The organism is Planctomonas psychrotolerans, from assembly GCF_008642235.1.
Taxonomy (GTDB): Bacteria; Actinomycetota; Actinomycetes; order Actinomycetales; family Microbacteriaceae; genus Planctomonas; species Planctomonas psychrotolerans.
Genome location: NZ_SJEV01000001.1, coordinates 2,340,707 through 2,365,365, shown reverse-complemented (window position 1 = coordinate 2,365,365; position 24,659 = coordinate 2,340,707). Strand labels below are relative to the sequence as shown.

At 69.8% G+C, this 24,659-nt stretch carries 21 protein-coding genes and 2 riboswitches; of the genes, 6 read left to right on the top strand and 15 right to left on the bottom strand.

Annotated elements, in window-relative coordinates; genetic code table 11:
• Positions 1 to 74: 74 nt before the first annotated feature.
• The 7 genes from gcvP to EY822_RS10885 all read right to left on the bottom strand — a co-directional run bounded on the left by gcvP (position 75) and on the right by EY822_RS10885 (position 8,087).
• Positions 75 to 3,200, bottom strand: coding sequence for an aminomethyl-transferring glycine dehydrogenase (gcvP, locus tag EY822_RS10915; protein WP_150308283.1), 3,126 nt, complete (start codon positions 3,198 to 3,200; stop codon positions 75 to 77).
• Positions 3,197 to 3,565: a glycine cleavage system protein GcvH gene (gene gcvH / locus EY822_RS10910; protein WP_150308282.1), complete on the bottom strand. Its 369-nt coding sequence runs from the start codon at positions 3,563 to 3,565 to the stop codon at positions 3,197 to 3,199. Before gcvH ends, gcvP begins: the two co-directional genes overlap by 4 nt.
• A gap of 28 nt (positions 3,566 to 3,593) precedes the next feature.
• Positions 3,594 to 4,763 carry a glycine cleavage system aminomethyltransferase GcvT gene (gcvT, locus tag EY822_RS10905; protein WP_150308281.1) on the bottom strand — a complete coding sequence of 390 codons (1,170 nt, stop codon included), beginning with the start codon at positions 4,761 to 4,763 and terminating at the stop codon, positions 3,594 to 3,596.
• Between the two features lie 36 nt (positions 4,764 to 4,799).
• A riboswitch (glycine riboswitch) is annotated at positions 4,800 to 4,903 on the bottom strand.
• Positions 4,904 to 4,997: riboswitch (glycine riboswitch) on the bottom strand.
• Positions 4,998 to 5,084: 87 nt separating this feature from the next.
• Entirely contained in the window at positions 5,085 to 5,846 is a 762-nt protein-coding gene (locus EY822_RS10900; RefSeq protein ID WP_227497216.1) for a copper resistance CopC family protein, read from the bottom strand.
• 70 nt (positions 5,847 to 5,916) lie between these two features.
• On the bottom strand, positions 5,917 to 6,540 hold the full coding sequence (locus EY822_RS10895) for a hypothetical protein (RefSeq protein WP_150308279.1): 624 nt from the start codon (positions 6,538 to 6,540) through the stop codon (positions 5,917 to 5,919).
• Between the two features lie 127 nt (positions 6,541 to 6,667).
• Positions 6,668 to 7,381 (bottom strand): GAF and ANTAR domain-containing protein, encoded by a 714-nt coding sequence (locus EY822_RS10890; protein WP_150308278.1) that lies wholly within the window; start codon positions 7,379 to 7,381, stop codon positions 6,668 to 6,670.
• A complete protein-coding gene (locus EY822_RS10885; protein WP_227497215.1) occupies positions 7,374 to 8,087 on the bottom strand; it encodes a GAF and ANTAR domain-containing protein in 714 nt (237 codons plus the stop codon). The genes EY822_RS10890 and EY822_RS10885 overlap by 8 nt, the downstream gene beginning before the upstream one ends.
• A gap of 239 nt (positions 8,088 to 8,326) precedes the next feature.
• On the opposite strand from EY822_RS10885, the gene EY822_RS10880 reads away from it, so the two are divergent.
• Complete coding sequence (locus EY822_RS10880) at positions 8,327 to 8,614, top strand: hypothetical protein (protein ID WP_150308277.1); 288 nt, start codon at positions 8,327 to 8,329, stop codon at positions 8,612 to 8,614.
• 127 nt (positions 8,615 to 8,741) lie between these two features.
• On the opposite strand, the gene EY822_RS10875 is transcribed toward EY822_RS10880, so the two are convergent.
• Positions 8,742 to 10,214 carry a sensor histidine kinase gene (locus EY822_RS10875; RefSeq protein WP_227497214.1) on the bottom strand — a complete coding sequence of 491 codons (1,473 nt, stop codon included), beginning with the start codon at positions 10,212 to 10,214 and terminating at the stop codon, positions 8,742 to 8,744.
• Positions 10,215 to 10,267: 53 nt separating this feature from the next.
• Positions 10,268 to 10,999, bottom strand: coding sequence for a response regulator transcription factor (locus EY822_RS10870; protein ID WP_406610245.1), 732 nt, complete (start codon positions 10,997 to 10,999; stop codon positions 10,268 to 10,270).
• Between the two features lie 993 nt (positions 11,000 to 11,992).
• Between EY822_RS10870 and EY822_RS10865 the strand changes: the two genes are divergently transcribed.
• The gene (locus EY822_RS10865; RefSeq protein WP_150308274.1) at positions 11,993 to 12,805 is read left to right on the top strand and encodes an FAD binding domain-containing protein; all 813 of its coding nucleotides are present in this window, start codon (positions 11,993 to 11,995) and stop codon (positions 12,803 to 12,805) included.
• Positions 12,789 to 15,548 carry a molybdopterin-dependent oxidoreductase gene (locus tag EY822_RS10860; protein ID WP_227497213.1) on the top strand — a complete coding sequence of 920 codons (2,760 nt, stop codon included), beginning with the start codon at positions 12,789 to 12,791 and terminating at the stop codon, positions 15,546 to 15,548. Before EY822_RS10865 ends, EY822_RS10860 begins: the two co-directional genes overlap by 17 nt.
• On the opposite strand, the gene EY822_RS10855 is transcribed toward EY822_RS10860, so the two are convergent.
• Positions 15,538 to 16,674, bottom strand: coding sequence for an XdhC family protein (locus EY822_RS10855; RefSeq protein WP_150308273.1), 1,137 nt, complete (start codon positions 16,672 to 16,674; stop codon positions 15,538 to 15,540). The genes EY822_RS10860 and EY822_RS10855 overlap by 11 nt on opposite strands.
• A 149-nt stretch (positions 16,675 to 16,823) precedes the next feature.
• On the opposite strand from EY822_RS10855, the gene allB reads away from it, so the two are divergent.
• From allB to EY822_RS10840, 3 genes are read left to right on the top strand one after another with little or no spacing between them, the layout of a single operon-like run.
• Positions 16,824 to 18,200 carry an allantoinase AllB gene (allB, locus tag EY822_RS10850; RefSeq protein WP_150308272.1) on the top strand — a complete coding sequence of 459 codons (1,377 nt, stop codon included), beginning with the start codon at positions 16,824 to 16,826 and terminating at the stop codon, positions 18,198 to 18,200.
• Positions 18,197 to 19,093 (top strand): factor-independent urate hydroxylase, encoded by an 897-nt coding sequence (pucL, locus tag EY822_RS10845; RefSeq protein WP_150308271.1) that lies wholly within the window; start codon positions 18,197 to 18,199, stop codon positions 19,091 to 19,093. The genes allB and pucL overlap by 4 nt, the downstream gene beginning before the upstream one ends.
• On the top strand, positions 19,090 to 19,611 hold the full coding sequence (locus EY822_RS10840; RefSeq protein ID WP_150308270.1) for a nucleoside deaminase: 522 nt from the start codon (positions 19,090 to 19,092) through the stop codon (positions 19,609 to 19,611). Before pucL ends, EY822_RS10840 begins: the two co-directional genes overlap by 4 nt.
• Positions 19,612 to 19,688: 77 nt before the next feature.
• Here the strand turns inward: EY822_RS10840 and EY822_RS10835 are convergent, their stop codons facing one another.
• The 5 genes from EY822_RS10835 to EY822_RS10815 form a co-directional block, all read right to left on the bottom strand.
• On the bottom strand, positions 19,689 to 20,735 hold the full coding sequence (locus EY822_RS10835) for an adenosine deaminase (RefSeq protein ID WP_406610244.1): 1,047 nt from the start codon (positions 20,733 to 20,735) through the stop codon (positions 19,689 to 19,691).
• Positions 20,732 to 21,622: an ABC transporter permease gene (locus tag EY822_RS10830; RefSeq protein WP_150308269.1), complete on the bottom strand. Its 891-nt coding sequence runs from the start codon at positions 21,620 to 21,622 to the stop codon at positions 20,732 to 20,734. Before EY822_RS10830 ends, EY822_RS10835 begins: the two co-directional genes overlap by 4 nt.
• On the bottom strand, positions 21,592 to 22,407 hold the full coding sequence (locus tag EY822_RS10825; protein WP_150308268.1) for an ABC transporter permease: 816 nt from the start codon (positions 22,405 to 22,407) through the stop codon (positions 21,592 to 21,594). Before EY822_RS10825 ends, EY822_RS10830 begins: the two co-directional genes overlap by 31 nt.
• A gap of 149 nt (positions 22,408 to 22,556) precedes the next feature.
• Complete coding sequence (locus EY822_RS10820) at positions 22,557 to 23,408, bottom strand: ABC transporter ATP-binding protein (RefSeq protein ID WP_406610243.1); 852 nt, start codon at positions 23,406 to 23,408, stop codon at positions 22,557 to 22,559.
• Between the two features lie 9 nt (positions 23,409 to 23,417).
• Positions 23,418 to 24,482, bottom strand: a complete 1,065-nt coding sequence (locus EY822_RS10815) for an ABC transporter substrate-binding protein (protein WP_150308267.1) — start codon at positions 24,480 to 24,482, stop codon at positions 23,418 to 23,420.
• Positions 24,483 to 24,659: the final 177 nt, after the last annotated feature.

Below are 24,659 nucleotides of genomic sequence, written 5' to 3'. Positions count from 1 at the left end.
CACGCGATGCAACGCGTGCCGCGAGGAGAACGTACGTGCCGCGACAGGGAGAAGCGACGGGAGGGAGCGACGGGTTAGGCGAAGGCCTCCGGGGGCGGGCAGGCGCAGAAGAGGTTGCGGTCGCCGTAGGCCTGGTCGATGCGACGCACCGGCGGCCAGTACTTGCCGCGCACCAGGCTCGTGACGGGATACACCGCCTGCTCACGGGTGTACGGGTGGTCCCACTCCCCCGCGATGACCGACTCGGCCGTGTGCGGCGCCCCGCGGAGCGGGTTGTCCGTCCCGCCGCCCGCCGCGGCATCCGCCTCGGCCCGAATGGCGATCATCGCCTCGATGAACCGCTCGACCTCGCCGATGTCCTCGCTCTCGGTCGGCTCCACCATCAGCGTGCCCGGCACCGGGAAGCTCATGGTGGGCGCGTGGAATCCGTAGTCGATGAGGCGCTTCGCCACGTCGTCCACTGTCACGCCGGTCGACGCGGTGAGCGGACGCAGATCGAGGATGCACTCGTGCGCCACCAGACCGTTGTCGCCCGCGTAGAGCACCGGATAGGAGTCGCGCAGGCGGGCGGCGATGTAGTTGGCCGACAGCACGGCGGCCGCGGTGGCCGCCGTCAGGCCCTCCTCGCCCATCATGCGCACGTAGGCCCAACTGATCGGCAGGATGCTCGGGCTTCCGTAGGGCGCGGCCGACACCGGGCCACCGCCGTGAGCGATCGTGCTCACGACCGGCCCGGCATCCGCACTCGCCGAGCCCGATGAGGCCGACGACGCGGACGACGGGATCAGCGCGTGGTCGGCGCTCTGGGCGAACGGGTGACCGGGAAGGTGCGGCGCGAGGTGCGCCTTGGCCGCGACCGGACCCACACCCGGGCCACCGCCGCCGTGCGGGATGCAGAAGGTCTTGTGCAGGTTGAGGTGCGACACGTCGCCACCGAAGTCGCCGAAGCGTGCGAAGCCGAGGAGCGCGTTGAGGTTCGCCCCGTCGACGTAGACCTGGCCCCCGGCCTCGTGCACCGCGTCGCAGATCGCTCGGACCTCGTGCTCGTACACGCCGTGCGTCGACGGGTAGGTGATCATCAGGGCGGCGAGCGTGTCGGCGTGCTCGGCGACCTTCGCCCGCAGGTCGGCGAGGTCCACGTTGCCGAGCTCGTCGCAGGCCACGACCACCACCCGCATCCCGGCGAGCACGGCGCTCGCCGCGTTCGTGCCGTGCGCACTCGACGGGATGAGGCATACCGTGCGGGCACTGCCCCCGTTGGCGTCGTGGTAACCGCGAATCGCGAGGAGCCCCGCCAGCTCACCCTGGCTGCCGGCATTGGGCTGCAGGGACACGGTGTCGTAGCCGGTCACGTCGGCGAGCCAGGTCTCCAGCTGGGCGATGAGCGTGAGGTACCCGGCCACGTCCGCGGCGGGCGCGAACGGGTGGATGCGGGCGAACTCCGGCCAGGTGATGGATTCCATCTCCGTGGCCGCGTTGAGCTTCATCGTGCACGAGCCCAGGGGGATCATTCCGCGATCGAGCGCGTAGTCCTTGTCGGCGAGGTGCTTGAGATAGCGCATCATCGACGTTTCGGACCGATGCGTGTTGAACACCGCGTGAGTGAGGTAGTCGCTCGTGCGCACGACGTCGGCCGGTACGCCGAAACGCGATCCGGCGTCCGCGTCGGCATCGTCCGCCGCGGGGGATTGCGTTCCCGCGGGGGCCGCCGGGATGCCGAAGGCGTGCGCGAGGTCGTCGAGCACCGCGACGCGGGGGCCGGGCGCGGTGACCTCGTCGAAAGCGACCGACACGGTGTCCGCGTCCACGAGCCGCAGGTTGACGCCCCGCTCGCCCGCCCGCGCGACGACCGGGGCGGCCCCGCCCGGCACGCGCACCTCGACGGTGTCGAAGAACGAGGGCGAGACGACCTGCAGCCCGGCGGCGTCGGCCATCGCGGCGAACCGCAGCGCCGCGGCGTGCACGTGCTGCGCGATCCGCCGGAGCCCGCCCGGGCCGTGGTACACCGCGTACATCCCGGCCATCACGGCCAGCAGAACCTGCGCGGTGCAGATGTTCGAGGTCGCCTTCTCGCGACGGATGTGCTGCTCGCGGGTCTGCAGCGAGAGGCGGTAGGCCGGGTGGCCCGTCGCATCCTGACTCACGCCGACGAGACGCCCGGGCAGCTGCCGCTCGAGGCCGGCGCGCACGGCCAGGTAGCCGGCGTGCGGTCCGCCGAAGCCCATGGGCACACCGAAGCGCTGCGTGGTGCCCACGGCGATGTCGGCCCCGTGCTCACCGGGCGACGTGAGCAGCGTGAGTGAAAGGAGGTCGGCGGCGGCGATGGCGAGCGCGCCCGCGCTCTTCGCCGCGGCGAACACGGCAGCGGGGTTCCGCACCCGACCGGATGCGCCGGGGTACTGCACGAACACCCCGAAGGCGCCGTCGGCGAGGACGTCGGCGAGTGTCCCTTCGACGGGCTCAGGGACCGTGGAGAGCGTCCCTTCGACGGGCTCAGGGACCATGGACGGCTCAGGGACCGTGGTGCGCTCAGGGACCGTGGTGGGCTCTGGGACCGTGGTGGGCTCGGGGACCTCGAACTCGACGAGCTCGATACCGACCGCGGCGGCGCGGTTCTCGAGCAGGGCCTTCGTCTGCGGCAGCGCATCCGCATCCACGAGGAATCGGTTCGACGGGGACTTCGACGCGCGACGCGCGAGCAGCATCGCCTCGACCACGGCGGTGCCCTCGTCGAGCATGGAGGCGTTGGCGGTGGCGAGACCGGTGAGGTCGCACACCATCGTCTGGAAGTTGAGCAGCGCCTCGAGCCGGCCCTGGGAGATCTCCGGCTGATACGGCGTGTACGCCGTGTACCAACTGGGGTTCTCGAGCACGTTGCGCTGGATCACCGCGGGGGTGATGGTGTCGTAGTAGCCGAGGCCGATCATCGACGTGCGCACGCAGTTGCGGTCGGCGAGCGCCCGCAACTCGAGGATCGCCTCCCGCTCGGTGGCCGCTGGCGGCAGCACCGACGAGCCGGGCTCGCGGAAGCCGTCCACCGCAATCGAGGCGGGCACGGCGGCGGCGACCAGCGCTTCGACGGTGTCGTAGCCGACAGCGGCGAGCATGGTGGCCTCGGCATCGCGGTCGATGCCGATGTGACGGCTCGCGAAGGCGCCGAGGTCACGGGCGGGGGCGGATGCGGCCGACTCCCGCGTCATCGGGACACCAGCGCCGCGTACTGGTCCGCGTCGAGCAGGTCGGGCAGCGCGGTGAAGCGCACACGGATCAACCATCCGTCGCCCAACGGGTCGCGGTTCACGATGGCCGGCTCGTCGATCGCCGCGGTGTTCACCTCGATGACCGTGCCGTCGACCGGCGCGAACAGCTCACCCACCGACTTGGTCGACTCGATCTCGCCCACGACCGTTCCTCCGGCCACGTCGGCCCCGGCCTCCGGCAGCTCGATGAAGACCACGTCGCCCAGCCTGTCGGCGGCGTAGGCGGTGATGCCGATCGTGGCGATGTCGCCGTCGACGGTGATCCACTCGTGGTCGGGGGTGTACTTGCGCTCGTTCGTCGTCATGGGACGTCCTTCGGTCGAGGGGAGGCGCTCAGGATGCGCGGGTGTAGAAGGGCAGGGGAACCACGGTGGCGGGAATCCGGGTGCCGCGGACGTCGATGTAGACGGTGGTGCCCGGCCGGGCGACCGCGGGGTCGACGTAGGCCATCGCGATCGGGTGACCGAGCGTGGGCGACAGGGCGCCGCTCGTGACGATGCCCGCGGGGTCCACAGCGCCTTCGAGCGCCTCCATCACCGCTTCGGTGTCGCCGGACGCGTACACCGGATAGCCGGCCCGTCCGGCGCGGCGGCCCTCGGAGGCGAGGCCCACCAGCACCCGCGCGACGGCGTCCGGGCCGTTCTCGCTCGCGTGCCGTCCGACGAAGTCGGTGTCCTTCGCGAGGTTGACCACGCGGCCGAGGCCGGCCTGCGCGGGAAAGATGTCGCGGCCGAGCTCGGAACCGTACAGCGGCATCCCCGCCTCCAGGCGCAACGTGTCGCGGCTGGCAAGACCCGCGGGCACGAGTCCGGACCCGGCACCGGCCTGCACGATCGCGGTCCAGAGGCTCTCGGCCACGTCGACCGGCACGTACAGCTCGAACCCGTCCTCCCCCGTGTACCCGGTGCGGGCGATGAGCACGGGCCGGTCGGCGAAGCGGGCGGAGGTGACCCGGTAGTAGCGGAGCTCCGCCAGGGGCGTTCCGGCGTCCAGTGCGGTGACGCGGTCGAGGATGCCGCGGGACCCCGGTCCCTGCACGGCGATGAGCGCGGTGGCATCGCTCTCGTCCACGACCCGAGCATCGAAGGCGACAGCCCGGTCGGTGAGCTCCTGCACGGCGGCGCCGCGGTTCGAGGCGTTCGCGACCACGAGGAAGTCGTCGTCCGCGAGACGGTAGACCACCACATCGTCCACGATCCCGCCGTCCGGGGTGAGCAGCAGGCTGTACTTCGCCTGCCCGATCGCGAGGGCGGACAGGCGTCCGGCGAGCGCGTAGTCGAGGGCGGCGGCGGCACCGGTGCCCCGCACGGCGATCTCCGCCATGTGGGAGAGGTCGAAGATCCCCGCTGCCGTGCGCACGGCGTGGTGCTCAGCGAGGTCGCTGGTGTACCGCACGGGCATCTGCCACCCGGCGAAGTCGGTGAAGCTCGCACCGGCCGCCACGTGGACGGCGTGCAGCGGCGAAAGACGTTCGGAGGCGGAGGCGGACACGAGTTCTCCCATCGAGTGCGGCAACGCGCGGGCGCGCGTATCGCGAAGAACTCCCCCTCTGTCATGTGCCTGAGAGTTTCACCAGTCCCCCGACGGAGCGGAAGGCGGCTTTCACCATGGGCGAGGGACGAAGCCCTGCTTTTCAGAGTGACCCGTTCGATGCGGTACGTATTACCTGAGAGATTGGCGGGGAGGCTTGCTCCTTCGGTGCCCGGCTGCGTTCCCGGGCTCTCCCGCATCGCGTGCGTGGTCGCTGTATTCGGTTGTCGCGCCAGTCTAGCGAGTTGTCGCGCCCGTCCGGCTACTCGCCGGGCGTCGCCGCGGGAGCGGACGTTACGGGAGGTCGCGCGAGCGCCGGCGTGCCATCAGGATCACCAGTGCAGCGGCGCCGATGATGGCGAGCGTACCGATCACGATTCCCCCGAGGGGGATGTCGGTGTCGTCGGAGGCAGGGTCCGTCTGATCGCCGCCACTGGCGGCGTTCTCATTCGCACCGCTGCCGGTCTCCGCGTCCTCCCCTGCGGCGGGCGCGGATGCCGACGGCTCGGGTGACTCGGCCGGCGCCTCGGTCATGGTGGTCATCTCGGGTTCCGGCTCGCTCCCCGCCCACGCGGCCCCGCAGACCGGCGGATCGGCGAGGGCGGGCACGTCGAGCGTCTCCCCCGTCGCATAGGCGAAGGAGTACTCACCGCTGATGGGGTGACCATCGCTCGATACGACCTGCCAGCGCACCGCGTACTCGCCATCCGACGGCAGAGCCACGCTCGTCTCCGCCACAGGGCCGGCGACATCCACACAGCCGCTGGCGAGATGGTTCCCGTCGGCGGAGAGCACCTGGATGGCGAAGCCGTTCGCCTCCTCACCGAGCACGAGCAGGTCCTCGGTGAAGGTCAGGGCGATCGTGTCCAGGGGTTCCGTGACGGTCGTTCCGGCCGCGGGGTCGGCGGACGACAGCGTGTCGTGCGCCGAAGCGGACGTCGCCGGAGCGGTCAGCGCCGCCAGGAGTCCGATCGTCGCGGCCAGCGCGGCGCGGGATCGAATGCGGGCGACGCCGCGGCGGTCGGTGGGGGCGCTGAACAAGGTTCCGGTACTCATCCCCTCCATGATGCACGGTGAGCACCGCGCCCGACGAACCGACCGGGCGGACGCACAGGCACGGGCCCGTCTAGCCCGGTTCGGACGACTCCGACGGGTCCCCCGGATGGGACTTCTCCGGGGGTTCGTAGTAGTTGAGCAGCGTGCCTCTTTCCTCCACGTCGGTGAGCAATCGGTTCCAGCCCTCGTCCGAACCGGCTGCTCCAGCCGCGTTCGTCGCCTCGTCGGGTGCGACGGATGCCTCCGGCCCGGGATCACGCTCGGCTGCGGTGCCTCGACCGGATCCCGACGTGATCCCCTTCCCGAAGAAGGAGTCGACCTCGTCGAGTCGCGGCTCGGTCGGCAGGAGCAGCGCACGAAGCCGCTCGGCGAGCGCGGCGTTCGAGCGCACCTCGTCCGTCAGGACGCGCTCGAAGCGCCGCCACAGAGCGGCGTCCTCCGGCGCGTGCATCGCCTCGTTCACCGTCGTCAGCTCCGCCTCGCGACCCCGAAGGTGCGCGCGGAGCACGGAGAGCACACCCTCGGCACGAGAGGAGTTGGCGGGAGACGACAGCGGGGGAAACGACGGTGCGGAGTCCGGTGTTCCCGGCGCTGTCGGCGCCGGGATAACCGAACCGGCGCGCGCGAGGAGATACGGATGCAGTGCGGACGCAGCGCACATGGCGACCGCTCGACTGCTCGCTTCCGGGTTCATGAGCGCCACCTTCGGCGGGGTCGGATGGATGCTCTCAGCGTGAACCCCCCGATGCCGACTGTCCAGCCCCCTCCCGGGTGGGCTCGGGTCGCGACGTCCGATGCGGAATCGCCGGAAGCGGAACCGGTTAGATGCGGAGCGTGCGGTCGACGAGTCGTTCCGCGACCTCCGACAGCATGCGTCCGTTGTTCCGTGCGTACGTGCGCAGCAGCACGAAGGCCTCCTCCATGGAGATTCCGTGGGTGTGCGAAAGCACCCCCTTGGCCTGCTCGATCACGACGCGGGACTTGAGCGCACTCGTCAACTGGTCGCGGACCGTGCGGTTCTCCGTTACCGCCCGCTCATGCAGTATCCCGATCGTGGCGACGTTGGCGAGGGCCTGGGCCGCTCGCACGTCCTCGTGGCGCAACTCGCCTCGAGCACTGCGAAGGAGGTTGAGGGCACCGATCGTCGTCTCCCGGAGGCGGAGGGGTATGGCGAAGACCGACGCGAAACCTTGCTCACGGGCGCTTTCCCGGAACGGCGCCCACGACGCCGGACCGTCGTCGATGTCGGGCAGCGACACGACGGTGCCGGTGGTGAAGCACTCCACGCACGGACCGGCTTGGGCGCTCAGCTGCATCATCTCGACCAGCCTGCTGGCCTCGCTGGTGGAGGCGACCACTTCGAGGTCCCCGCGGGTATCCGAGAGCAGGATGCCCGCCGCGGTGATGTCGAACAGTGCGCTGCAACTCTCGACGAGGGTCTGGAGCAGGTCTACGACGTCGTAGCCGGCCACGAGGGTGTCGGCGAGGACGGTGAACGTTTCGATCAAGCGTTCCTCGCGAGTGGTGTCAATCATGGGAATCCTCGATCTCATCGTTCCGCGTCGCGAAGTTCAATCGCCTGTCCAGGATCAGTTCCGCCACTTCGCGCATCGATCGATGCGTCGCGAAGGCGTGACTCTGGATGATGAGGCGGGCATCGTCCGCCGAGATATCCAACTGGGCCAGCACCATTCCGGTCGCCTGGTCCACGGATCGCCGGGAGAACGGGTTCCTGTCCTCCGCCGGCATCTCATCCTGGGTGAGGCGGAGCGCGCGGGCGAGCAGGAGGCGGCTCGTGACGGTGGCGAGTGCCGCCGTCTGCTCGGCATGCTCGTCGCTCAACCTGCTCGGCCGCACGGTGTACATGTCGACGGCCCCGAGGCGCAGAGGACCGAGCATGAGCGGGAAGGCGAATATCGCGCCTATGTCGTCGTTCACGATGGCCTCGGAGAACGCGGGCCAGGCACGCTGAGGACGTTCCCGCACACACGGTTCCAGCACCGGTCCGCCCGTCGCGAGGGCGTCCCAGCACGGCCCCTCACCGAGATCGAACTGGAGTTCGTCGAGTCGCGCTGCCTGGCGGTCGCTCGCGGATACCGTCTCGGATCCGAGCATCTCGCCGATCGTGGACACCGACGCGCCATCCACCGGCAGCACGTCGAGGAAGTGGGAGCACAGGCTCTCCTCTTCACCGGCGGCGCCGGTAAGGGCACTCATCGCCGCGGCGAACCGGTCAGGCACGATGGCGCCTCGCACTACCGTGTCGGCACGTCGCGTAGCCGCTCATTCCTCAACGATACAACCGGCGACTCCCGTCGGTGCTCGGGGTGACCCGGGCGTGGAGAGAAAGGGAGCATAATGACCCCATTGGCGTTTCCTTCTACGTCACCCGCTGTTCCCCGGACCCGGAACGACGGTTCAACTTGATGAACCTGTTCCGTCGAGCTCGACCGCTCGATCGGACCGTCCCGAGGTGTGACATGAGACTGCACAAGGTGCGTGTCGACGGCCAGGAATTCTTCCTCAGCGAGGTGCAGGAGATCGACGACCTGAAGGAACTGATCGTCGCCGCCGTTCGGCAGGGTGGCGACTTCGTCACCTTCCACACCGTCGGTCGCGGTCCCATCTCCGTTCTCTGCACGCCGGGCATCCCGGTGCGCATCGAGGTGGTCGAACGGTCCGAGGCCGAGGTGGACGGGTGGAGTGCCGCTCCTCCCTCGTTCGACATCGACGAAGTGCTGTATCGGTTCTCCGACTGGTCGGACTGACACCAGCACTCGTCGGACTGACACCAGCACTCGTCGGACTGACACCAGCACTCGTCGGACTGACACCAGCACTCGTCGGACTGACACCAGCACTCGTCGAATCGGCGGCGCGGCAGCGGATCAGCGCTCACCCGGCGGGAACGGCGCGTCCCTCGGGCGTCGCCGGGAGTGCCCGGTGCAGGGGCAGCCGCACCTCGAACCGGGTGCTGCCCGGGTGGCTGCGCACCGCCACTTCCCCGCCATGCGCCTCGACGATGGCGCGCACGATGGCGAGCCCCAGCCCCGTACTTCCCGTGTTGCGGGACCGGGAACTGTCGCCCCGAACGAAACGCTCGAACAGCGTGCCGTGCAGGTCGGCGGGGATCCCTGGTCCGTTGTCCTCGACCGACAGCACCGCTTGCGAGTCGGTCATGGCGAGTGCCGCCGTCACGCGGGTGCCGGGCGGCGTGTGGGTGCGCGCGTTGGCGAGCAGATTCGCGATCACCTGGTGAAGCCGTGTCGCGTCCCCCGGCACGGACACCGGCTCGAGCGGCACCTCCAATCGCCATTCGTGCTCCGGTGCCGCGGCCCGGGCATCCCCCGTCACGTCGACGAGCAGGCGTCCGAGATCGACCGGTTCGGCGGTTCCTCCGCGGCTCTCATCGAGGCGGGCGAGCAGAAGCAGGTCTTCCACGAGCCGCGTCATGCGCACCGATTCTGATTCGATGCGGCTAAGTGAGTGCGTCACGTCGTCGGGCAGCACGAACGGTGCCCGACGGGTGAGTTCGGCATAGCCGCGGATGGCGGCCAGCGGCGTGCGCAGCTCGTGACTGGCATCCGCCACGAACTGACGCACCCTGGTCTCGCTGCGTTCCCGCGACGCCAGGGCCGACCCGACGTGGTCGAGCAGCCGGTTGAGCGCGGCCCCGACCTTGCCCACCTCCGTGCTCGAGTCGCTGTCAGCGGCCGGCACGCGGTCGGTCAGCGCCACGTCCCCGCGGTCGAGCGGCTCTTCCGACACCCTGGTCGCGATCCCGACCACGCGCTCCAGCGGTCGGAGGGCCATCCGCACCACGAAGGCTCCTGCGATGGCGGCGGCGACCAGCCCGAGCCCGGTGACCAGCGCGATGATCCCTGCGAGGTTGCCGGTGATGGAGGTGACCTCCCTCAGCGGCAGTCCCACGATCGTGACGATTCCGGCGCCGCTGTCGCGCGCGAGCAGGCGATACTCGCCGAGGGTGCCGCCGAGCTGAACCGTCTCCGGCACGCCGGCGTCCACACCGAGAACGGTCGACCGCTGCTCCTCGGTGAGGATGAGGGGGGCACCATCGACGGAGAGATAGCCCGCCTGCACCACCGCGCCGTCGCTCTCGAACACGCCGAGCGCACCCGCGCCGAGCCCGGGCAGCAGGCGGTCCAGAGGTACGACCGAACCTTCCGGACCGTTCCCTCCGCTACCGATGCCACCGCCGGGCGGTCGACCGAAGGCGTCACCCGAGCGCTGCACCGCGGCGGTGAGCTGGGTGTCGACCTGACTGACCAGGAAGCTGTTCAGCGCCAGCACGCTGACCGACCCCACCACCAGACCCACTATCGCGAGCAGGGCGACCACCCCGAACACGAGGCGCGTCCGCAGGGACCATCGTCCGCGTCGAGGACGAGCGGCGACGGCTGTCATGCGGTGGCCGGCTTGATCACATAGCCCACACCGCGGACCGTGTGGATCATCGGAGCTCCGAGCGAGTCGACCTTCTTGCGCAGATAGGAGATGTAGATCTCCACCACGCTCGACCGGCCGCCGAAGTCGTAACTCCACACCCGGTCGAGGATCTGCATCTTGCTCACCACGCGGCGCGGATTGCGCATGAGGAAGCGGAGCAGCTCGAATTCGGTGGCCGTGAGCTCGATGGGGGTGTCGCCGCGGCGGACCTCGTAGCTCTCCTCGTTGAGGAGGAGGTCTCCCACGCGCAGTTCGGGATCGGCGGATTCGTTGACCGCGACCGCGGTGCGGCGGATCAGGCCGCGGAGCCGCGCAATGACCTCCTCGAGACTGAACGGCTTGGTGACGTAGTCGTCACCGCCCGCGGTCAGTCCGGCGATGCGGTCGTGCACGGCATCCTTCGCGGTGAGGAAGAGAACCGGCATGTCCCGGCCGTCGGCGCGGAGGCGGCGCAGTACCTCCATGCCGTCCACGTTCGGCATCATGATGTCGAGCACGATCACGTCCGGGACGAATTCGCGGGCGACGCGGAGTGCCTGCTGTCCGTCATCGGCGGTGCGCACATCCCACCCCTCGTATCGCAGGGCCATCGACAGGAGCTGGCTCAAGGTCGCTTCGTCATCGACCACCAGAACGCGAATCGGCGAACCGTCTACCCGGGTGAACTTCGGCTGCTCAGCAATCACGGTCATCATCCTCCGCCCTCACCTTGGCGCTGGCTATGAAGAACCTTGGCGGATTCTGTGCCGTTCCGAGCGGCTCCCGGCGGTGGTGATGACGAGGAAAGAAAATGAGCCGGTCACGGTATACCCCCGATACCCACCGGCACTTCGCTCACGTGTGCGTGCGGACGAAGCCTGCCGGAACCGCAGCACGACTCCGACGATGTCGCCGATTCGAGCCTCTATCTTACGGCGATGCTCCACTGTACGTTCGGCGAAACGTTCGACACAGTCGGCATTATGGGGGACGCTGCGTTCGAGAGAGGGGTAATTTCCCCACCGACGCGGTTTACCAGGGCCTTCCGGGCTAGTCAAGGGCTGACCGGGGATTTCTCTGCGCACAGCGGGAGGCGTAGAGTTCACGAAGTACGCGGCTTCGTTCGAAGCGCCCGAGCCCCAGATTCGCCTCCCCCGGTATGGAATCTGCGCCCCGGGTAGCGTGCACGAGCCATTCGGCTCCAACGGTAAGGCCCGGTGTATCGCTCCCCCCGCGATTACCCGGGCCTTTGCTGTTTCAACCGCGATAACCGCCCCGACCCACTAAAACACCGCGATTACCCGGGCCTTTGCTGTCTCAACCGCGATACCCCGCACCATTCCCCTACGACACCGCGATTACCCGGGCCTTTGCTCCATCAGCCGCGATAACCGCCTCGACCCACTACGACACCGCGACTACCCGGGCCTTTGCTGTCTCAACCGCGATACCCCGCACCATTCCCCCACGACACCGCGACTACCCGGGCCTTTGCTGTCTCAACCGCGATACCCCGCACCATTCCCCTACGACACCGCGGTTACCCGGGCCTCTGCTGTATCAAACCGCGATACCCCGCACCATCCCACCACGACACCGCGACTACCCGGGCCTTTGCTGTTATGACCGGGATAACACCGCGCGCCTGCACGGCGCACGCGTTACGCGCCCGAAATATCGATGGGATTGACTACGTCGGTATGGACCTGATCGACGTTCAGAGCGTGCGCATCGCGCGGACGAGGAACGACGTCGTGCTGGGTCCGGGCGAGCGCCCGATGGGCGGCGGCACCTGGTTGTTCTCCGAACCGCAGCCTGGACTCACCGGACTCGTCGACCTCGCCGGCCTCGACTGGCCCGCGATCACCGACACCGGCGACACCCTCTCGGTCGCCGCGACCTGCACCATCGCCACGCTCTCCCGCATACGCCCGCGAGCGGAATGGCATGCGCACCCGTTGTTAGCGGAGTGCAGCGACGCCCTCCTCGCGTCATCCAAGGTGTGGACGACCGCCACCGTAGGCGGCAACGTGTGCGCATCCCTTCCCGCCGGCGCGATGATCTCGCTGGCCGCATCACTCGACGCGACCGCACTGGTCTGGGCGGTCGACGGCGACGACTACCGCGTTCCGGTGCGGGACTTCGTCACGGGCGCGACCACCAACGTGCTCCGACCCGGTGATGTGCTGCGCAGCATAGACATCCCGTCGAGCGCCCTCCGCGCGCGCACCGCGTTCCGCAAGATCTCGCTCTCCCCCCTCGGCCGGTCCGGTGCCGTGGTGATCGGGCGACGGGATGCCGACGGCGCGTTCGTTCTCACGATCACGGCGGCGACCGACCGCCCCGTGCAACTGCGATTCGACACCACCCCGTCCGCGGTGACCCTTCGCCACGCGCTGGCGGCGATCGACAACTGGTACGACGACCCGCACGGTGCGCCCGACTGGCGTCGCTCCGTGAGCGCGGTGCTCGCCGAAGAGGTGCGAGGAGAACTCGATGTCCCACGAACCTGATCTGACCTTCGAGGTGAACGGTCGCGCCGTCTCCGCGTCGGCAGCACCCGGTCAGTGCCTGCGCACCGTACTGCGGGACACCGACCACTTCGAGGTGAAGAAGGGCTGCGACGCCGGGGACTGCGGGGCCTGCACCGTACTCGTCGACGGCGACGCCGTGCACTCGTGCATTTACCCGGCGTTCCGCGCAGCCGGGAAGTCGATCACCACGGCGGCGGGGCTCGGCACGCCCGATGCTCTATCCCCCGTGCAGCAGTCGTTCGTCGACGCCGCCGGATTCCAGTGCGGGTTCTGCACCGCCGGCTACGTAGTCACAGCGTCCACGCTCGAGGGCGTGCCTGCGGAGGATCTCCCCCGCCGACTGAAGGGCAACCTCTGCCGGTGCACGGGGTACCGCTCCATCCGCGATGCGCTGCAGGGCGTGTGCAACGTCGAGAGCGCGCCTGATGGGGACTCCCACGGCCGGTCCATCGCCGCTCCCGCGGGGGCACGGATCGTGTCGGGGCGCGAGGAGTACACGCTCGACCTGCCCACGCGCAGCGTGCTTCACCTGAAGATCCTCGGCAGCCCTCACGCGTCGGCGCGCGTGCTGTCGATAGACACGACGGCGGCCGAAGCGCTGCCCGGGGTTCGGCTCGTGCTCACCGCGGAGGACTCCCCGGCGACGCTGTTCTCCACAGGCAGGCACGAGCATCGGGAGGACGATCCCGATGACACCCTCGTGATCGACACGGTGATGCGCTTCCGCGGGCAGCGGGTCGCGGCCGTGGTCGCCGACACAGTGGCAATCGCCGAGCAGGCGACCCGGCTGCTCCGGGTGGAGTACGAGCTCCTCGACGCCGTGTTCGATCCGGAGGTCGCCCGTCGTCCGGGAGCGGCGCTCGTGCATCCGGACAAGACGCCCGCACAGCGGGTGGATGCCGCCGAGCGGAACGTGCTGCTGAGTTTCACCCGGGCGCACGGGGACGTGCAGGAGGCCCTGGCCGGCGCGGCGGCGACGGTGAGCGGAGCGTGGCGCACCGCCCGCGTGTCGCACGTGGCGCTCGAGACGCATGCGTGCCGGGGCTGGCTCGACCCAGGTGGCCGGGTCGTGCTGCGCACCAGCTCACAGGTGCCGCACCTCGTGCGCGACGAACTCTGCCACGTGTTCGGGGTCGAACAGGATGCGGTGCGCGTGTTCACGAAGCGCATCGGGGGCGGCTTCGGCGGCAAGCAGGAGCTGCTGACGGAGGACCTGGTGATGCTCGCCGTCCAACGCCTGGGGATGCCCGTGCAGTACGAGTTCACCCGGGAGGACGAGTTCACCCTCGCCCCGGTGAGGCACCCGATGACGGTGCGGGTGACCGCGGCCGCATCCGCCGACGGCGAGCTCACCGCGCTCGACGTGGACGTGCTCTCCGACGCGGGCGCGTACGGCAACCACAGCCGGGGGGTGCTGTTCCACAGTGTCGGCGAGTCGCTCAAGGTGTATCGCTGCCCGTCCGTCCGGGTGACCGCGGAGGCGGTGTACACCAACAATCCCCCGTCGGGCGCGTTCCGCGGATACGGGTTGGGCCAGGTCATGTTCGCCGTCGAGGGCGCGCTCGACGAGCTGGCGCGAAAGGTCGGCGTCGACCCCTTCGAGTTCCGGCGCCGGAATGTCGCGCGGCCGGGTGCCCCGGCCGAGACCGACGACGACGACCTGCAGTTCGGCAGCTTCGGCCTCGACGAGTGCCTCGACCTGGTGCGGGACGCGCTCGGCAGCGGCCGCGGGGAGCCCGTGCCGGTCGGCGAACCGTGGACCGCGGGCTCCGGTATGGCCATCGCCATGATCGCCACCATGCCTCCGTACGGTCACTTCGCCGACACCTCGGTCTCCGTGGACCGCCGGGGCCGGTACACCATCGCCGTCGGCACCGCCGAGTTCGGCAACGGGACCACCACGGTGCACCAGCAGTTCGCCGCCACCGCGCTCGGCACCTCGATCGACCGCGTGTCGGTGCGTCAGTCCGATACCGACACCGTCCGATACGACACGGGAGCCTTCGGCTCCGCCGGGTCGGTGGTGGCCGGCAAGGCGGTGCTGCTCGCCGCGGAACGGTTGCGCGAGCGACTGCAGGGCGCCGCCCGCGGCCTGGTGGGCGCGGGCACGACGCAGGACGACGCTGCCGGGGCATCGGCACGGACGGTGTCGCTCGTCGCCGCTGGCGTGCGCGTCGGCGACACGGTTCTCGGCTTCGACCGGCTGCTCGACGCGATCGACCCGGGATCGGAGTCGCTCTCGGCGGAGGGACGACACGACGGCACGCCCCGCTCGATGGCGTACAACGTGCACGGCTTCCGGGTCGCGGTGAACGCGGCGACCGGCGAGGTGCGCATCCTGCAATCGGTGCAGGCGGTGGACGCCGGCGTGATCATCAATCCGGAGCAGTTGCGCGGACAGGTGGAAGGGGGAACCGCGCAGGCGCTCGGTTCCGCGCTCTACGAGGAGGTGCGCACCGACGGCGCCGGCACGGTGACCACGCGCACGCTGCGCAACTACCACATCCCCGCGATGGCGGATGTGCCGCACACCGAGGTGCTCTTCGCGCACACGGTCGACACCATCGGGCCCATGGGCGCCAAGTCGATGAGCGAGGCGCCGTACAACCCGATCGCACCCGCGCTGGCCAACGCGATCCGTGATGCGACCGGTGTACGACCGCACGAACTGCCCATGTCCCGGGACCGGTTATGGCGAATGCTCGATGGAGCTACCCGCTGAGCGGGCCGGCCGGAGGGTCGGTCGCATGAATGGGTCCCACGGCGTTCGTGAGCTGCGCACCGGAAGCGCCGGTGCGCGACGCGATGATCTCCGCGAGGATCGACACGGCGGTTTCCTCCGGGCTCGACGCCCCGATGTCGAGCCCGATCGGTGCGTGCAACCGGTCGAGCACGGCGGGGGCGAGACCACGATCGGCGAGGGCGGCGCGGCGCCGGTCGGTCGTGCGGCGCGACCCCATCGCGCCCACGAACGCCACGGGCAACCCGAGCGCGCACTCGAGCAGGGGCACATCGAACCGCTCGTCGTGGGACAGCACGCACACGACCGTGCGCGCGTCGACCGTCGTCGACGCGAGGTACTCATCGGGCCACCCCACCACCACCTCGGCCGCCTGCGGGAACCGTTCCGTGGTCGCGAACGCCTCGCGCGGGTCGCACACGGTGACACGGTAGCCGATGTGCGTGGCGGCGACGGCGAGTGCGCCGGCGAAGTCGGTGGCACCGAACACGAGCATCCGGGGCGGGGGCAGCGCCGTCTCCACGAAGAGCACGACCTCGGCACCGTCGCACTCGATGGTGACCGGGCCGGTGCGTCCGCTCGCCGCTGCTCCGCGCACGACGGACCGCAGGCGCGCCGCCCCGATGGTTCCGATACCCGCACGAGCGAACTCGGCGTCCATCGCGGCCGCGTCTCCGGCATCATCCGAACTGTCGATCGTACGGCCCACGAGTGCTGCCGGGCCTGCCACGATGGTGCCGAGCGAGGCCGCACGGCCGATCTCGGCGTCCTCCAGTGCGCGGCGACTGGCCGCATCCGTCGAGATGTCGCGCACGAGCACGTCGAGCACGCCGCCGCACATCAGTCCCACCGACATCGCCGCATCGTCGGAGATACCGAAGCGCTCGATGCGGGCAGCACCACCGTCGAGCACGGCCGAGCACGCCTCGCTGGCGGCACCCTCCACGCAGCCGCCCGAGATGCTGCCGATCACGGCACCGTTCGCGTCCACGGCGAGGGATGCGCCCGGCGCGCGCGGCGCGCTGCCCTGAACGCCGACCACCGTGGCGATGGCGATCGGCGTGCCGGCGCGCAGCCGGGCGAGCACCTCATCGGCGATGTCGAACATGGTCGGCTCCTCGCTGACGGAACGGATGAAGAGGGGTGGGCGGGCACTGGGCGGTGGGACTGGGCGGTGGGGACGTTCGCTCGGACGACGCCGACACCCCGCCGACACCGCGCGGTGCCCCACCGGAACCCTAACGAAAAGGAACCAGCATGACCGACGACCTCGACCTCGTTCTCCGCGCGGACCGCGTGCTCATCGACGACGGCTTCCGCCCGGCCGCCGTCGGGGTACGGGATGGCACCGTCGTGTTCCTCGGCAGCCGGGATGCCGCGATCCGGGGGAAGGTCGAGCACGACCTGGCCGACGACGAGGTGCTCTTGCCCGGCAACGTGGACAGTCACGTGCACGTGAACGAGCCCGGGCGCACCGAGTGGGAGGGCTTCACCACCGCGACGCGGGCCGCCGCTGCCGGAGGCGTCACGACGATCATCGATATGCCGCTGAACAGCATCCCGGCGACGGTGACGCCCCTGGCTCTGGCGGAGAAGCGCTCGGTTGCCGGGGCCAAGGCCATCGTCGACGTGGGGTTCTGGGCCGGTGCGGTGCCGCAGAACCTGGGATCGTTGCGCGCCCTGCACGACGACGGCGTGTTCGGTTTCAAGTGCTTCCTGGCCCCGTCCGGCGTCGACGAGTTCGACCACCTCAGCACGCCCCAGTTGCACGCCGCGCAGGCCGAGATCGCCGCCTTCGACGGTCTGCTCCTCGTGCACGCGGAGGACCCCGGTGTGCTCGACGCCTCCGCGAACAGTGGTGGCCCCCGCTTTCCCGACTTCATGGCATCCCGTCCGCCCGAGGCCGAGACTACCGCGATCGCCGCCGTGATCGACGGCGTGCGCCGCACCGGTGCTCGGAGCCACATCCTGCATCTCGCGGCGGCCGCCGCCCTTCCCGCCCTCGCGACGGCGCGAGCCGAAGGCCTGCCGATCACCGTGGAGACCTGCCCGCACTACCTCACCCTCGATGACGGCGACGTAGCCGACGGCGCGACGCAGTTCAAGTGCTGCCCGCCGATCCGCGACGAGGCCAACCGCGACGCGCTCTGGCAGGGACTCCTCGACGGCATCATCGACTGCGTGGTGTCGGATCACTCGCCCGCCACGGCAGACCTCAAGTTCGTGCCGGGCGGCGACTTCGGGCGCGCGTGGGGCGGCATTGCCGGCCTCCAGCTCGGCCTGCCCGCCGTGTGGACCGAGGCGAGGCGGCGCGGCATCCCGATCGAATCGGTGAGCCGATGGATGTCCCGCAATCCGGCGGATCTGGTGAGGCTGCCCACCAAGGGCAGGATCGCGGCGGGCGCCCGCGCGGACCTCGTCGCCTTCGCCCCCGACGAGACGTTCCGGGTGGACGCCGTACGGCTGCAGCACCGCAACCCGGTCAGCGCCTACGACGGCCGGGAGCTGAGCGGGATCGTCCGACGGGCCTGGCTCGGCGGACGCCCCCTCGACACGACGTCGCCGATGGGTAACGCCACGCAGCTGCGTCCCGAAACGCGCACGAAACCTGCGTCTGCGAGCATCCGACGGTGAGCATTTCCCTGGGGCCGTCGCAGTACGGCAAAGCCGAAGTCCGTGTCGTGCGCATCCACCGGGAGCAACCCCGGCACGAGCTGCGCGACCTCAACGTGTCGACGTCGCTGCGGGGACACTTCGCGGCCGCTCACCTCGACGGCGATCAGTCGAGCGTGCTGCCAACCGACACGCAGAAGAATACGGCGTACGCCTACGCGAAGACCCACGGCATCGACACGATCGAGGGGTACGGACTCGCCCTCGCCCGGCACTTCGTGGACGACGTTGACCCGGTCACCGGCGCGCTCATCGAGCTCGAGGAGTACGCGTGGCAACGCGCGACGGTCCATGGCGCGGAACACGACCACACGTGGGTCCGCTCGGGCGCCGAGGTGCGCACCGCTGCCATCGTGGTGGAGGAGGGCGGCGCGGCGCAGGTGACGGGTGGACTCAAGGACCTCGTGCTGCTGAAGTCCACCGGCTCCGAGTTCTCCGGGTTCCTGAAGGACGAGTACACGACGCTTCCGGAGACCACCGACCGGGTCATGGCCACATCGCTCGTGGCGCAATGGCGTTTTACCGGCACCGACCTGCCCTGGGAGGCGTTCTACCCCGTGATCCGCGGCATCCTCGTGCGGGAGTTCGCGACCGTGCACTCCCTCGCCCTGCAGCAGACGCTGTGGCACATGGGTCGGGCCGTGCTCGAGGCGGTTCCCGAGATCGCCGAGATCACGCTGTCCGCACCGAACAAGCACCACTTCGCCGCGGATCTCGCCCCGTTCGGGCTCACCAATGAGAACGAGGTGTTCTTCGCCGCGGACCGGCCCTACGGCCTCATCCAGGCCACGGTGCTGCGCGATGACGCGCCTCCCGCGCTTTCGCCGTGGGCCTTCCGGGCAGGCCCGGCATGACGGGCGCACCGGGCCCGGACGCGACGCCGGCAACGGGCGCCGCCCTGCCGATCGATGACGAGGGTTGGCTCGCGATGGCGGTGGACCTCGCCGTCGCGAACGTGGCCGCGGGCGGCGGACCGTTCGGCGCGGTCATCGCGCGCCAGGGCGAGCTGGTCGCCACCGGCCAGAACCGCGTCACCCGGGACAACGACCCGACCGCGCACGGCGAGGTCGTCGCCATCCGAGCCGCGTGCAACGCCCTGGGTTCGTTCTCGCTCGCCGGATGCGTGCTCTACACCTCCTGCGAGCCGTGTCCGCTGTGCGTCTCCGCGTCGTTGTGGGCCCGGCTCGATCGCGTCGTCTACTCCGCCGACCGGCACGACGCCGCACGCGGCGGCTTCGACGACCGGGAGTTCTACGAGCTGTTCGCCCGGGACCGGGCGACCTGGCCCCTGCAGGTGCAGTCGCTCCGCACGGCGACGGCCGCGACACCGTTCGACGCCTGGCTCGCCGCGGGCAACCGCATCGACTACTGACCGGATCGGCTCCGGGTCGCGCGGAGCCGGTTCCGGATGTGCGGACGAGGTCGACGGTCGCCGCCGTCGGCGAGCTGCTACCGCGCGCTCCAGGCGGCGACCTCGGCGAGCAGCGCGGCTCTGCGGTCCGGTGAGGCGAACGACGCGTCGATCGAGTTGCGGGCCAGTCCCGCCAGAACCGTGTCGTCGAGGGCGAACTCGTCGGCCACCACGGCGTAGTTGTCGGCGATGTACCCGCCGAAGTAGGCAGGGTCGTCGGAGTTCAGCGTGACGACGAGTCCTGCCTCGAGCAGTCGGGGCAGCGCCTGGAACGACGATTCGGCGTTCAAACGCCGATTGGAGAGCGGGCACACGGTCAGCGGCACGCGGTCGGCGACGAGGCGCTGCACCAGAGCGGCGTCCTCGATGCTGCGCACCCCGTGGTCGACGCGCTCCACGCCCAGGAGGTCGAGGGCTTCCGCCACGTAGGCGGGCGGCCCCTCCTCGCCGGCGTGCGCAACGCGGTGCAGGCCCAATTCAGCGGCGCGGCCGAAGACCGCTTCGAAGAGGCTCGGCGGGAAGCCGTCCTCCGCGGAGTCGAGGCCCACGCCGAGGAGGTCGTGCGCCCGGGGTGCCACCGACTCGAGCGTGCGCTCCGCCTCAGCCACCGGTCGGTCGCGGAGGAAGCACAGGATCAGTCCGCCGGAGATGTCCCACCGCGCGGCGGCATCCGCCATCGCCCGGCCGAGTCCGTCGAGCACGGTGTCGATGGATATCCCGCGAGGAGTGTGCGCCTGCGGATCGAAGAAGATCTCCGCGTGCCGCACGCCCTGGTCGTGCGCCCGGGCGAGGTACGCCAGGGCGAGGTCGTAGAAGTCCTGCTCGGTGACGAGCACCGCCATGCACGCGTAATAGAGGTCGAGAAACGACTGCAGCCCGTCGAAGGCGTAGCGGGCGCGGAGCTCCGCCACATCGGCGTAGGGCAGCGGGATGCCGTTCCGTTCCGCGAGCGCGAACACCAGCTCGGGCTCGAGTGTTCCCTCGATGTGCAGGTGCAGCTCCGCCTTCGGCAGCGAGCGCAGGTCGCGTGACGCGACTCCGTCGTGCGTCCCGCCCCGCGGTGCGGGCGAAGCGTCAGTACTCACGCGCCGCCGCCCGCGGTCGCCGACGCGTTCTGCGCCATCCCCATGCGGGCCAGCACCACGTTCTCGATCAGTTGCACCAGTCCATACAACACGATGGAGGTGGCGGTGATGGCCACGACGGAGGACCAGACCTCGAAGTTCTTCACCTGCGCGACCGCCGTGACGATCGAGTGCCCGAGCCCGCGCCCGGTGGCGAGCCATTCGGCCAGCAGTGCTCCGGTGATGGCACCGGGGATGGACACCCGAACGGCGGCGAAGAACGACGGGAGTGAGCTGGGCAGCGCAACCTTTCTCAGCACCGTGAGCGCGTTGCCGCCGTAGACGGTGACCACGTCGGCGATCTGAGCAGACGGATTGCGCAGGCCGAACGTGATCGTGACGAGCGCCGGGAACAGCACCACGATGGCGCCCATCACCGCGGTCGTGGTGACCTCCCGCCCGAAGATCAGGATGATGATCGGCGCGAGCGCCACGAGCGGAATGGAGCGCAGCAGCAGGGCGAGGGGCATCAGCGCGTGCTCCACGCCCCGGAAGAGCGAGAACATCACGGCCACGACGGTCGCGGCCACGATCCCTACGGTGAAACCGATACTGGCATCGACGAGGGTCTCCCCCAGCCTGCTGCCGATCAGACTGAGGTTCTCCCGCGCATCCTCGCCGAGGAGGAGCCAGTCGACGACGTCGAGCGGGGTCTTCGCGAGGAACGGGGAGATATCGAAGGCCGCGATGAGTCCCACCCACAGCGTCAGGATGATCGCCACGGTGAGCACGGCGGAGCCCATGCTGCGGAGGACGACGGATCCGACGGAAGCGACCGAACCGCTGGACCTCGGTCGCTCAGCGGAACGCACGGCGGTCACGAGAAAGCCGCCTGTCCGCGTGACCATGGCGCGAGCGCCCGGGCGACCAGACCGAAGAGCACGTACCCCACGCCTGCGACCAGCCCGGCGAGCAGGGCGAGAGCCCAGGTTCGCTCGATGTTCGTGGCCTGCGCCGCGATGATGAGGGCGGGTCCGACTCCCCGCTGCACGCCGCCGAACCACTCGCCGAGGACCGCCCCGAGGAACGCGGACGGCACGGCGATTTGCAGGGCGGCGAGGATGCTGGGGAGGGCCGACACCAGGCGCACCTTGCGCAGCTGGGTGAATCGGGATCCGCCGTATACCGCGACCACGTCGAGAGCGGACCGGTCCGCGGCCTTCAACCCGGCGAGCGTGCCCACCACCGTGGTGAAGAAGACCGAGAGGGCGGCGAGCACGATCGCGGTGCCGGACGGGTCGGTGCCGCGAGGCGCGCCCAGCACCACCTGGATGAGGGGGCCGATCGCGACGATCGGAACGCAGTAGGTGAGCACGGCGACCTGCATCGCGATCTTCTCGGTGCGGGGTAGCACCAGCACCACCGCCGAGAGCAGCAGGGCGAGCCCGTTTCCCCAGAGGAATCCGATCGCCGCTTCGGTGAGGGTGGCCGCGACGTGGTTGGCGTAGAACGGGATGCCGTCTTCGACGATCTTCTGCACCACGGCGAGGGGCGTGGGGATCGCCCCCCGGTCCCCCACTCCGGCGTTGCGGAAGACGGTGAGGGCGCTGATCCACCAGAGGGCGATCACGGCGACGAGGCCGATCACGCCCGGAAGCCAGGACGGCCTGGTGCCGGATCCCGTTCGCGCCACGGGCGTTCTGCCTGAGCCCGTTGCCTCTGTGCTTGCCGTTGCCGTTGCCGTTGCCGGTGCTGCTGGCGCTACCGCTGCCGCTGGCGCTGCCGCTACCCCTGGCGCTGGCGCTGCGCTGGCTTCCGGTGCGCCCGTGTTCGGTGTCGTGCTCACGCGTGCTGCCCCACGGGCGCGTTCCGGACCACGGGCGCGTTCCGGACCTCGTGCGCGTCACCGAAGAGCAGTTCCGACGCGCGGTCGTGCAGGGCATGGAACTCGGGCGTGCGCATCATCTCGGGCACGCGCGGGCGCGGAAGGTCGACCTCGATCACCTCTCGGATGCGACCGGGGCGCGGGGACATCACGGCCACCCGGTCGGAGAGGAAGATCGCCTCGGAGATCCCGTGCGTGACCATGAGGGTGGTGGCGGGTTTCTCGGTCCAGATGCGCAGGAGCTCGAGGTTGAGGCGCTGACGGGTCATGTCGTCGAGCGCGCCGAACGGCTCGTCGAGGAGCAGCACCGACGGTCGCAGCACCAAAGACCGCGCGATGGACACGCGTTGCCGCATCCCGCCCGACAGGTGCGCCGGTTTCGCCCGCTCGAAGCCGCTCAGGCCGACGAGCGAGATGAGATCCCGCACGTACGCCGCATCCACCGGCACCCCGGCGACCTCGAACGGCAGCCGGATGTTGCTCTCGACGCTGCGCCACGGCAGCAGGGCGGAGTCTTGGAACGCGATGCCGAGGGCGTGCGACGAGCGCAGTTCCTCGGGGCTCCTGCCGTCGACACGGGTGGTGCCGGTCGTCGGGGTCTCGAGGCCGGCGAGGATGCGCAGGATCGTCGACTTGCCGCATCCGGACGGGCCCAGCAGGGAGAGGAAGCTGCCCTGCTCGCTGTGCAGGGTGGTGTCGTCGAGGGCGACGACGCTCGTGCGGCCCATGCGGAACGTCTTGCTCAGATTGGCGATGTGCAGGCCGGTGCCCGGGACCTCGTCCCGGGCACCGGTCAGCGGAATGGTCACCGGTTCTGCCTAACCCGCGTAGTCGAGCAGGTCGGGGTTCTCCTCGTACACCTCGTCGAGCAGTGACATGTCGAAGAGCTGGTCGGTGGTCACCTCGATGCCGGCGGCGGCGAGGGTTTCGACCGACTGCTCCTGCAACGTCTCGCTGATCGTGAAGAGACCGTTCTCCGCCGTGTCCGCGCTCACGATGAGGTCCTGCGCCTGCACCTCGGCCTGCAGCACCTCCTTCTCCATGGTGAGACCGAGATCGGCGCCGAATTCCTCGACCGCGAGGCGGGCGGCCTCCTGCGGGTCGTTGATGGCGTCGGTCCAGCCGCGGATCTCGGCCACCAGGAACGCCTTCAGCAGTTCCCGGTTCTCGTCGAGGGTCTCGGTGTTCACGATCAGGCTCTCGGCGACGAACGGCATGCCGTTGTCGGCGAACGGAAGGTTGACCGGCTTGAGGTCCTGGAGCTGCGCGTCGAGGGCCTCGTTCGTGACGTAGGCGAACCATCCGTCGACCTCTCCGGTGAACAGCGGCGTCGGGTCGTACTCGACCGGCACGGTGTTCACATCGTCGAGGGTCAGATCGTTGAGCGCGAGGAACGCCTCCCACAGGTTCTGGTTGCTGGCCTGCACGCCGATCGTCTTGCCGCGGAGGTCGTCGACCGAGGCGATGTTGCCGTAGTCCTCGAGCGACAGGATGGTGAACGGGTTCTTCTGGTACGTGGTGCCGATGATGGTGAGCGGTGCGCCTTCCTCCGCGATCACCGACCCGGCGGAGATGGCGTTGCCGAGCCCGACCATCACGTTGCCGGAGAGCACGGCGGCCTCGGTGGACACGGGCCCCGGGATGAGCTCGACGGAGTCGAACCCGGCGTCGGCGAAGTAGCCGTTCTCCTCGGCGAAGAACTCGCCCGCGAACTCCGCGTTCTTGACCCAGGAGAGTTGAACGCTGATGTCGCCGAACGACTCTTCTCCGCCCTCGGCGGCGGGTGCGGCATCCTCCCCGGCGCATCCGGTGAGGAGGATGCCGAGGGTTGCCACTCCGGCGAGGGTCGCGGTCGCGCGGCGGGACGTTCGAATCGATGACATGTCGGCCTGTTTCTGTCGGGTTCGCTGTGGAGGGCGACGCGGGGCGAGTCGGAGATGAGCCCGGTGCGTGCGCGTTTCGTCAGAGTAGGAGCACATTGTTACGGCGTCGGGTGCGCCGTATTTCGAGCGCGTTTCGCTCCCGGTGCGCGGTCCTCCCCCGGTCCCCTCCACCCCCGC

What these genes read in the sequence shown, in the direction of transcription:
- gcvP (WP_150308283.1), bottom strand. Translation starts at nt 3,200, where the DNA reads ATGACGCGGGAGTCGGCCGCATCCGCCCCCGCCCGTGACCTCGGCGCC.
- gcvH (WP_150308282.1), bottom strand. Translation starts at nt 3,565, where the DNA reads ATGACGACGAACGAGCGCAAGTACACCCCCGACCACGAGTGGATCACC.
- gcvT (WP_150308281.1), bottom strand. Translation starts at nt 4,763, where the DNA reads ATGGGAGAACTCGTGTCCGCCTCCGCCTCCGAACGTCTTTCGCCGCTG.
- EY822_RS10900 (WP_227497216.1), bottom strand. Translation starts at nt 5,846, where the DNA reads ATGAGTACCGGAACCTTGTTCAGCGCCCCCACCGACCGCCGCGGCGTC.
- EY822_RS10895 (WP_150308279.1), bottom strand. Translation starts at nt 6,540, where the DNA reads ATGAACCCGGAAGCGAGCAGTCGAGCGGTCGCCATGTGCGCTGCGTCC.
- EY822_RS10890 (WP_150308278.1), bottom strand. Translation starts at nt 7,381, where the DNA reads ATGATTGACACCACTCGCGAGGAACGCTTGATCGAAACGTTCACCGTC.
- EY822_RS10880 (WP_150308277.1), top strand. Translation starts at nt 8,327, where the DNA reads ATGAGACTGCACAAGGTGCGTGTCGACGGCCAGGAATTCTTCCTCAGC.
- EY822_RS10865 (WP_150308274.1), top strand. Translation starts at nt 11,993, where the DNA reads ATGGACCTGATCGACGTTCAGAGCGTGCGCATCGCGCGGACGAGGAAC.
- EY822_RS10860 (WP_227497213.1), top strand. Translation starts at nt 12,789, where the DNA reads ATGTCCCACGAACCTGATCTGACCTTCGAGGTGAACGGTCGCGCCGTC.
- EY822_RS10855 (WP_150308273.1), bottom strand. Translation starts at nt 16,674, where the DNA reads ATGTTCGACATCGCCGATGAGGTGCTCGCCCGGCTGCGCGCCGGCACG.
- allB (WP_150308272.1), top strand. Translation starts at nt 16,824, where the DNA reads ATGACCGACGACCTCGACCTCGTTCTCCGCGCGGACCGCGTGCTCATC.
- EY822_RS10840 (WP_150308270.1), top strand. Translation starts at nt 19,090, where the DNA reads ATGACGGGCGCACCGGGCCCGGACGCGACGCCGGCAACGGGCGCCGCC.
- EY822_RS10830 (WP_150308269.1), bottom strand. Translation starts at nt 21,622, where the DNA reads ATGGTCACGCGGACAGGCGGCTTTCTCGTGACCGCCGTGCGTTCCGCT.
- EY822_RS10815 (WP_150308267.1), bottom strand. Translation starts at nt 24,482, where the DNA reads ATGTCATCGATTCGAACGTCCCGCCGCGCGACCGCGACCCTCGCCGGA.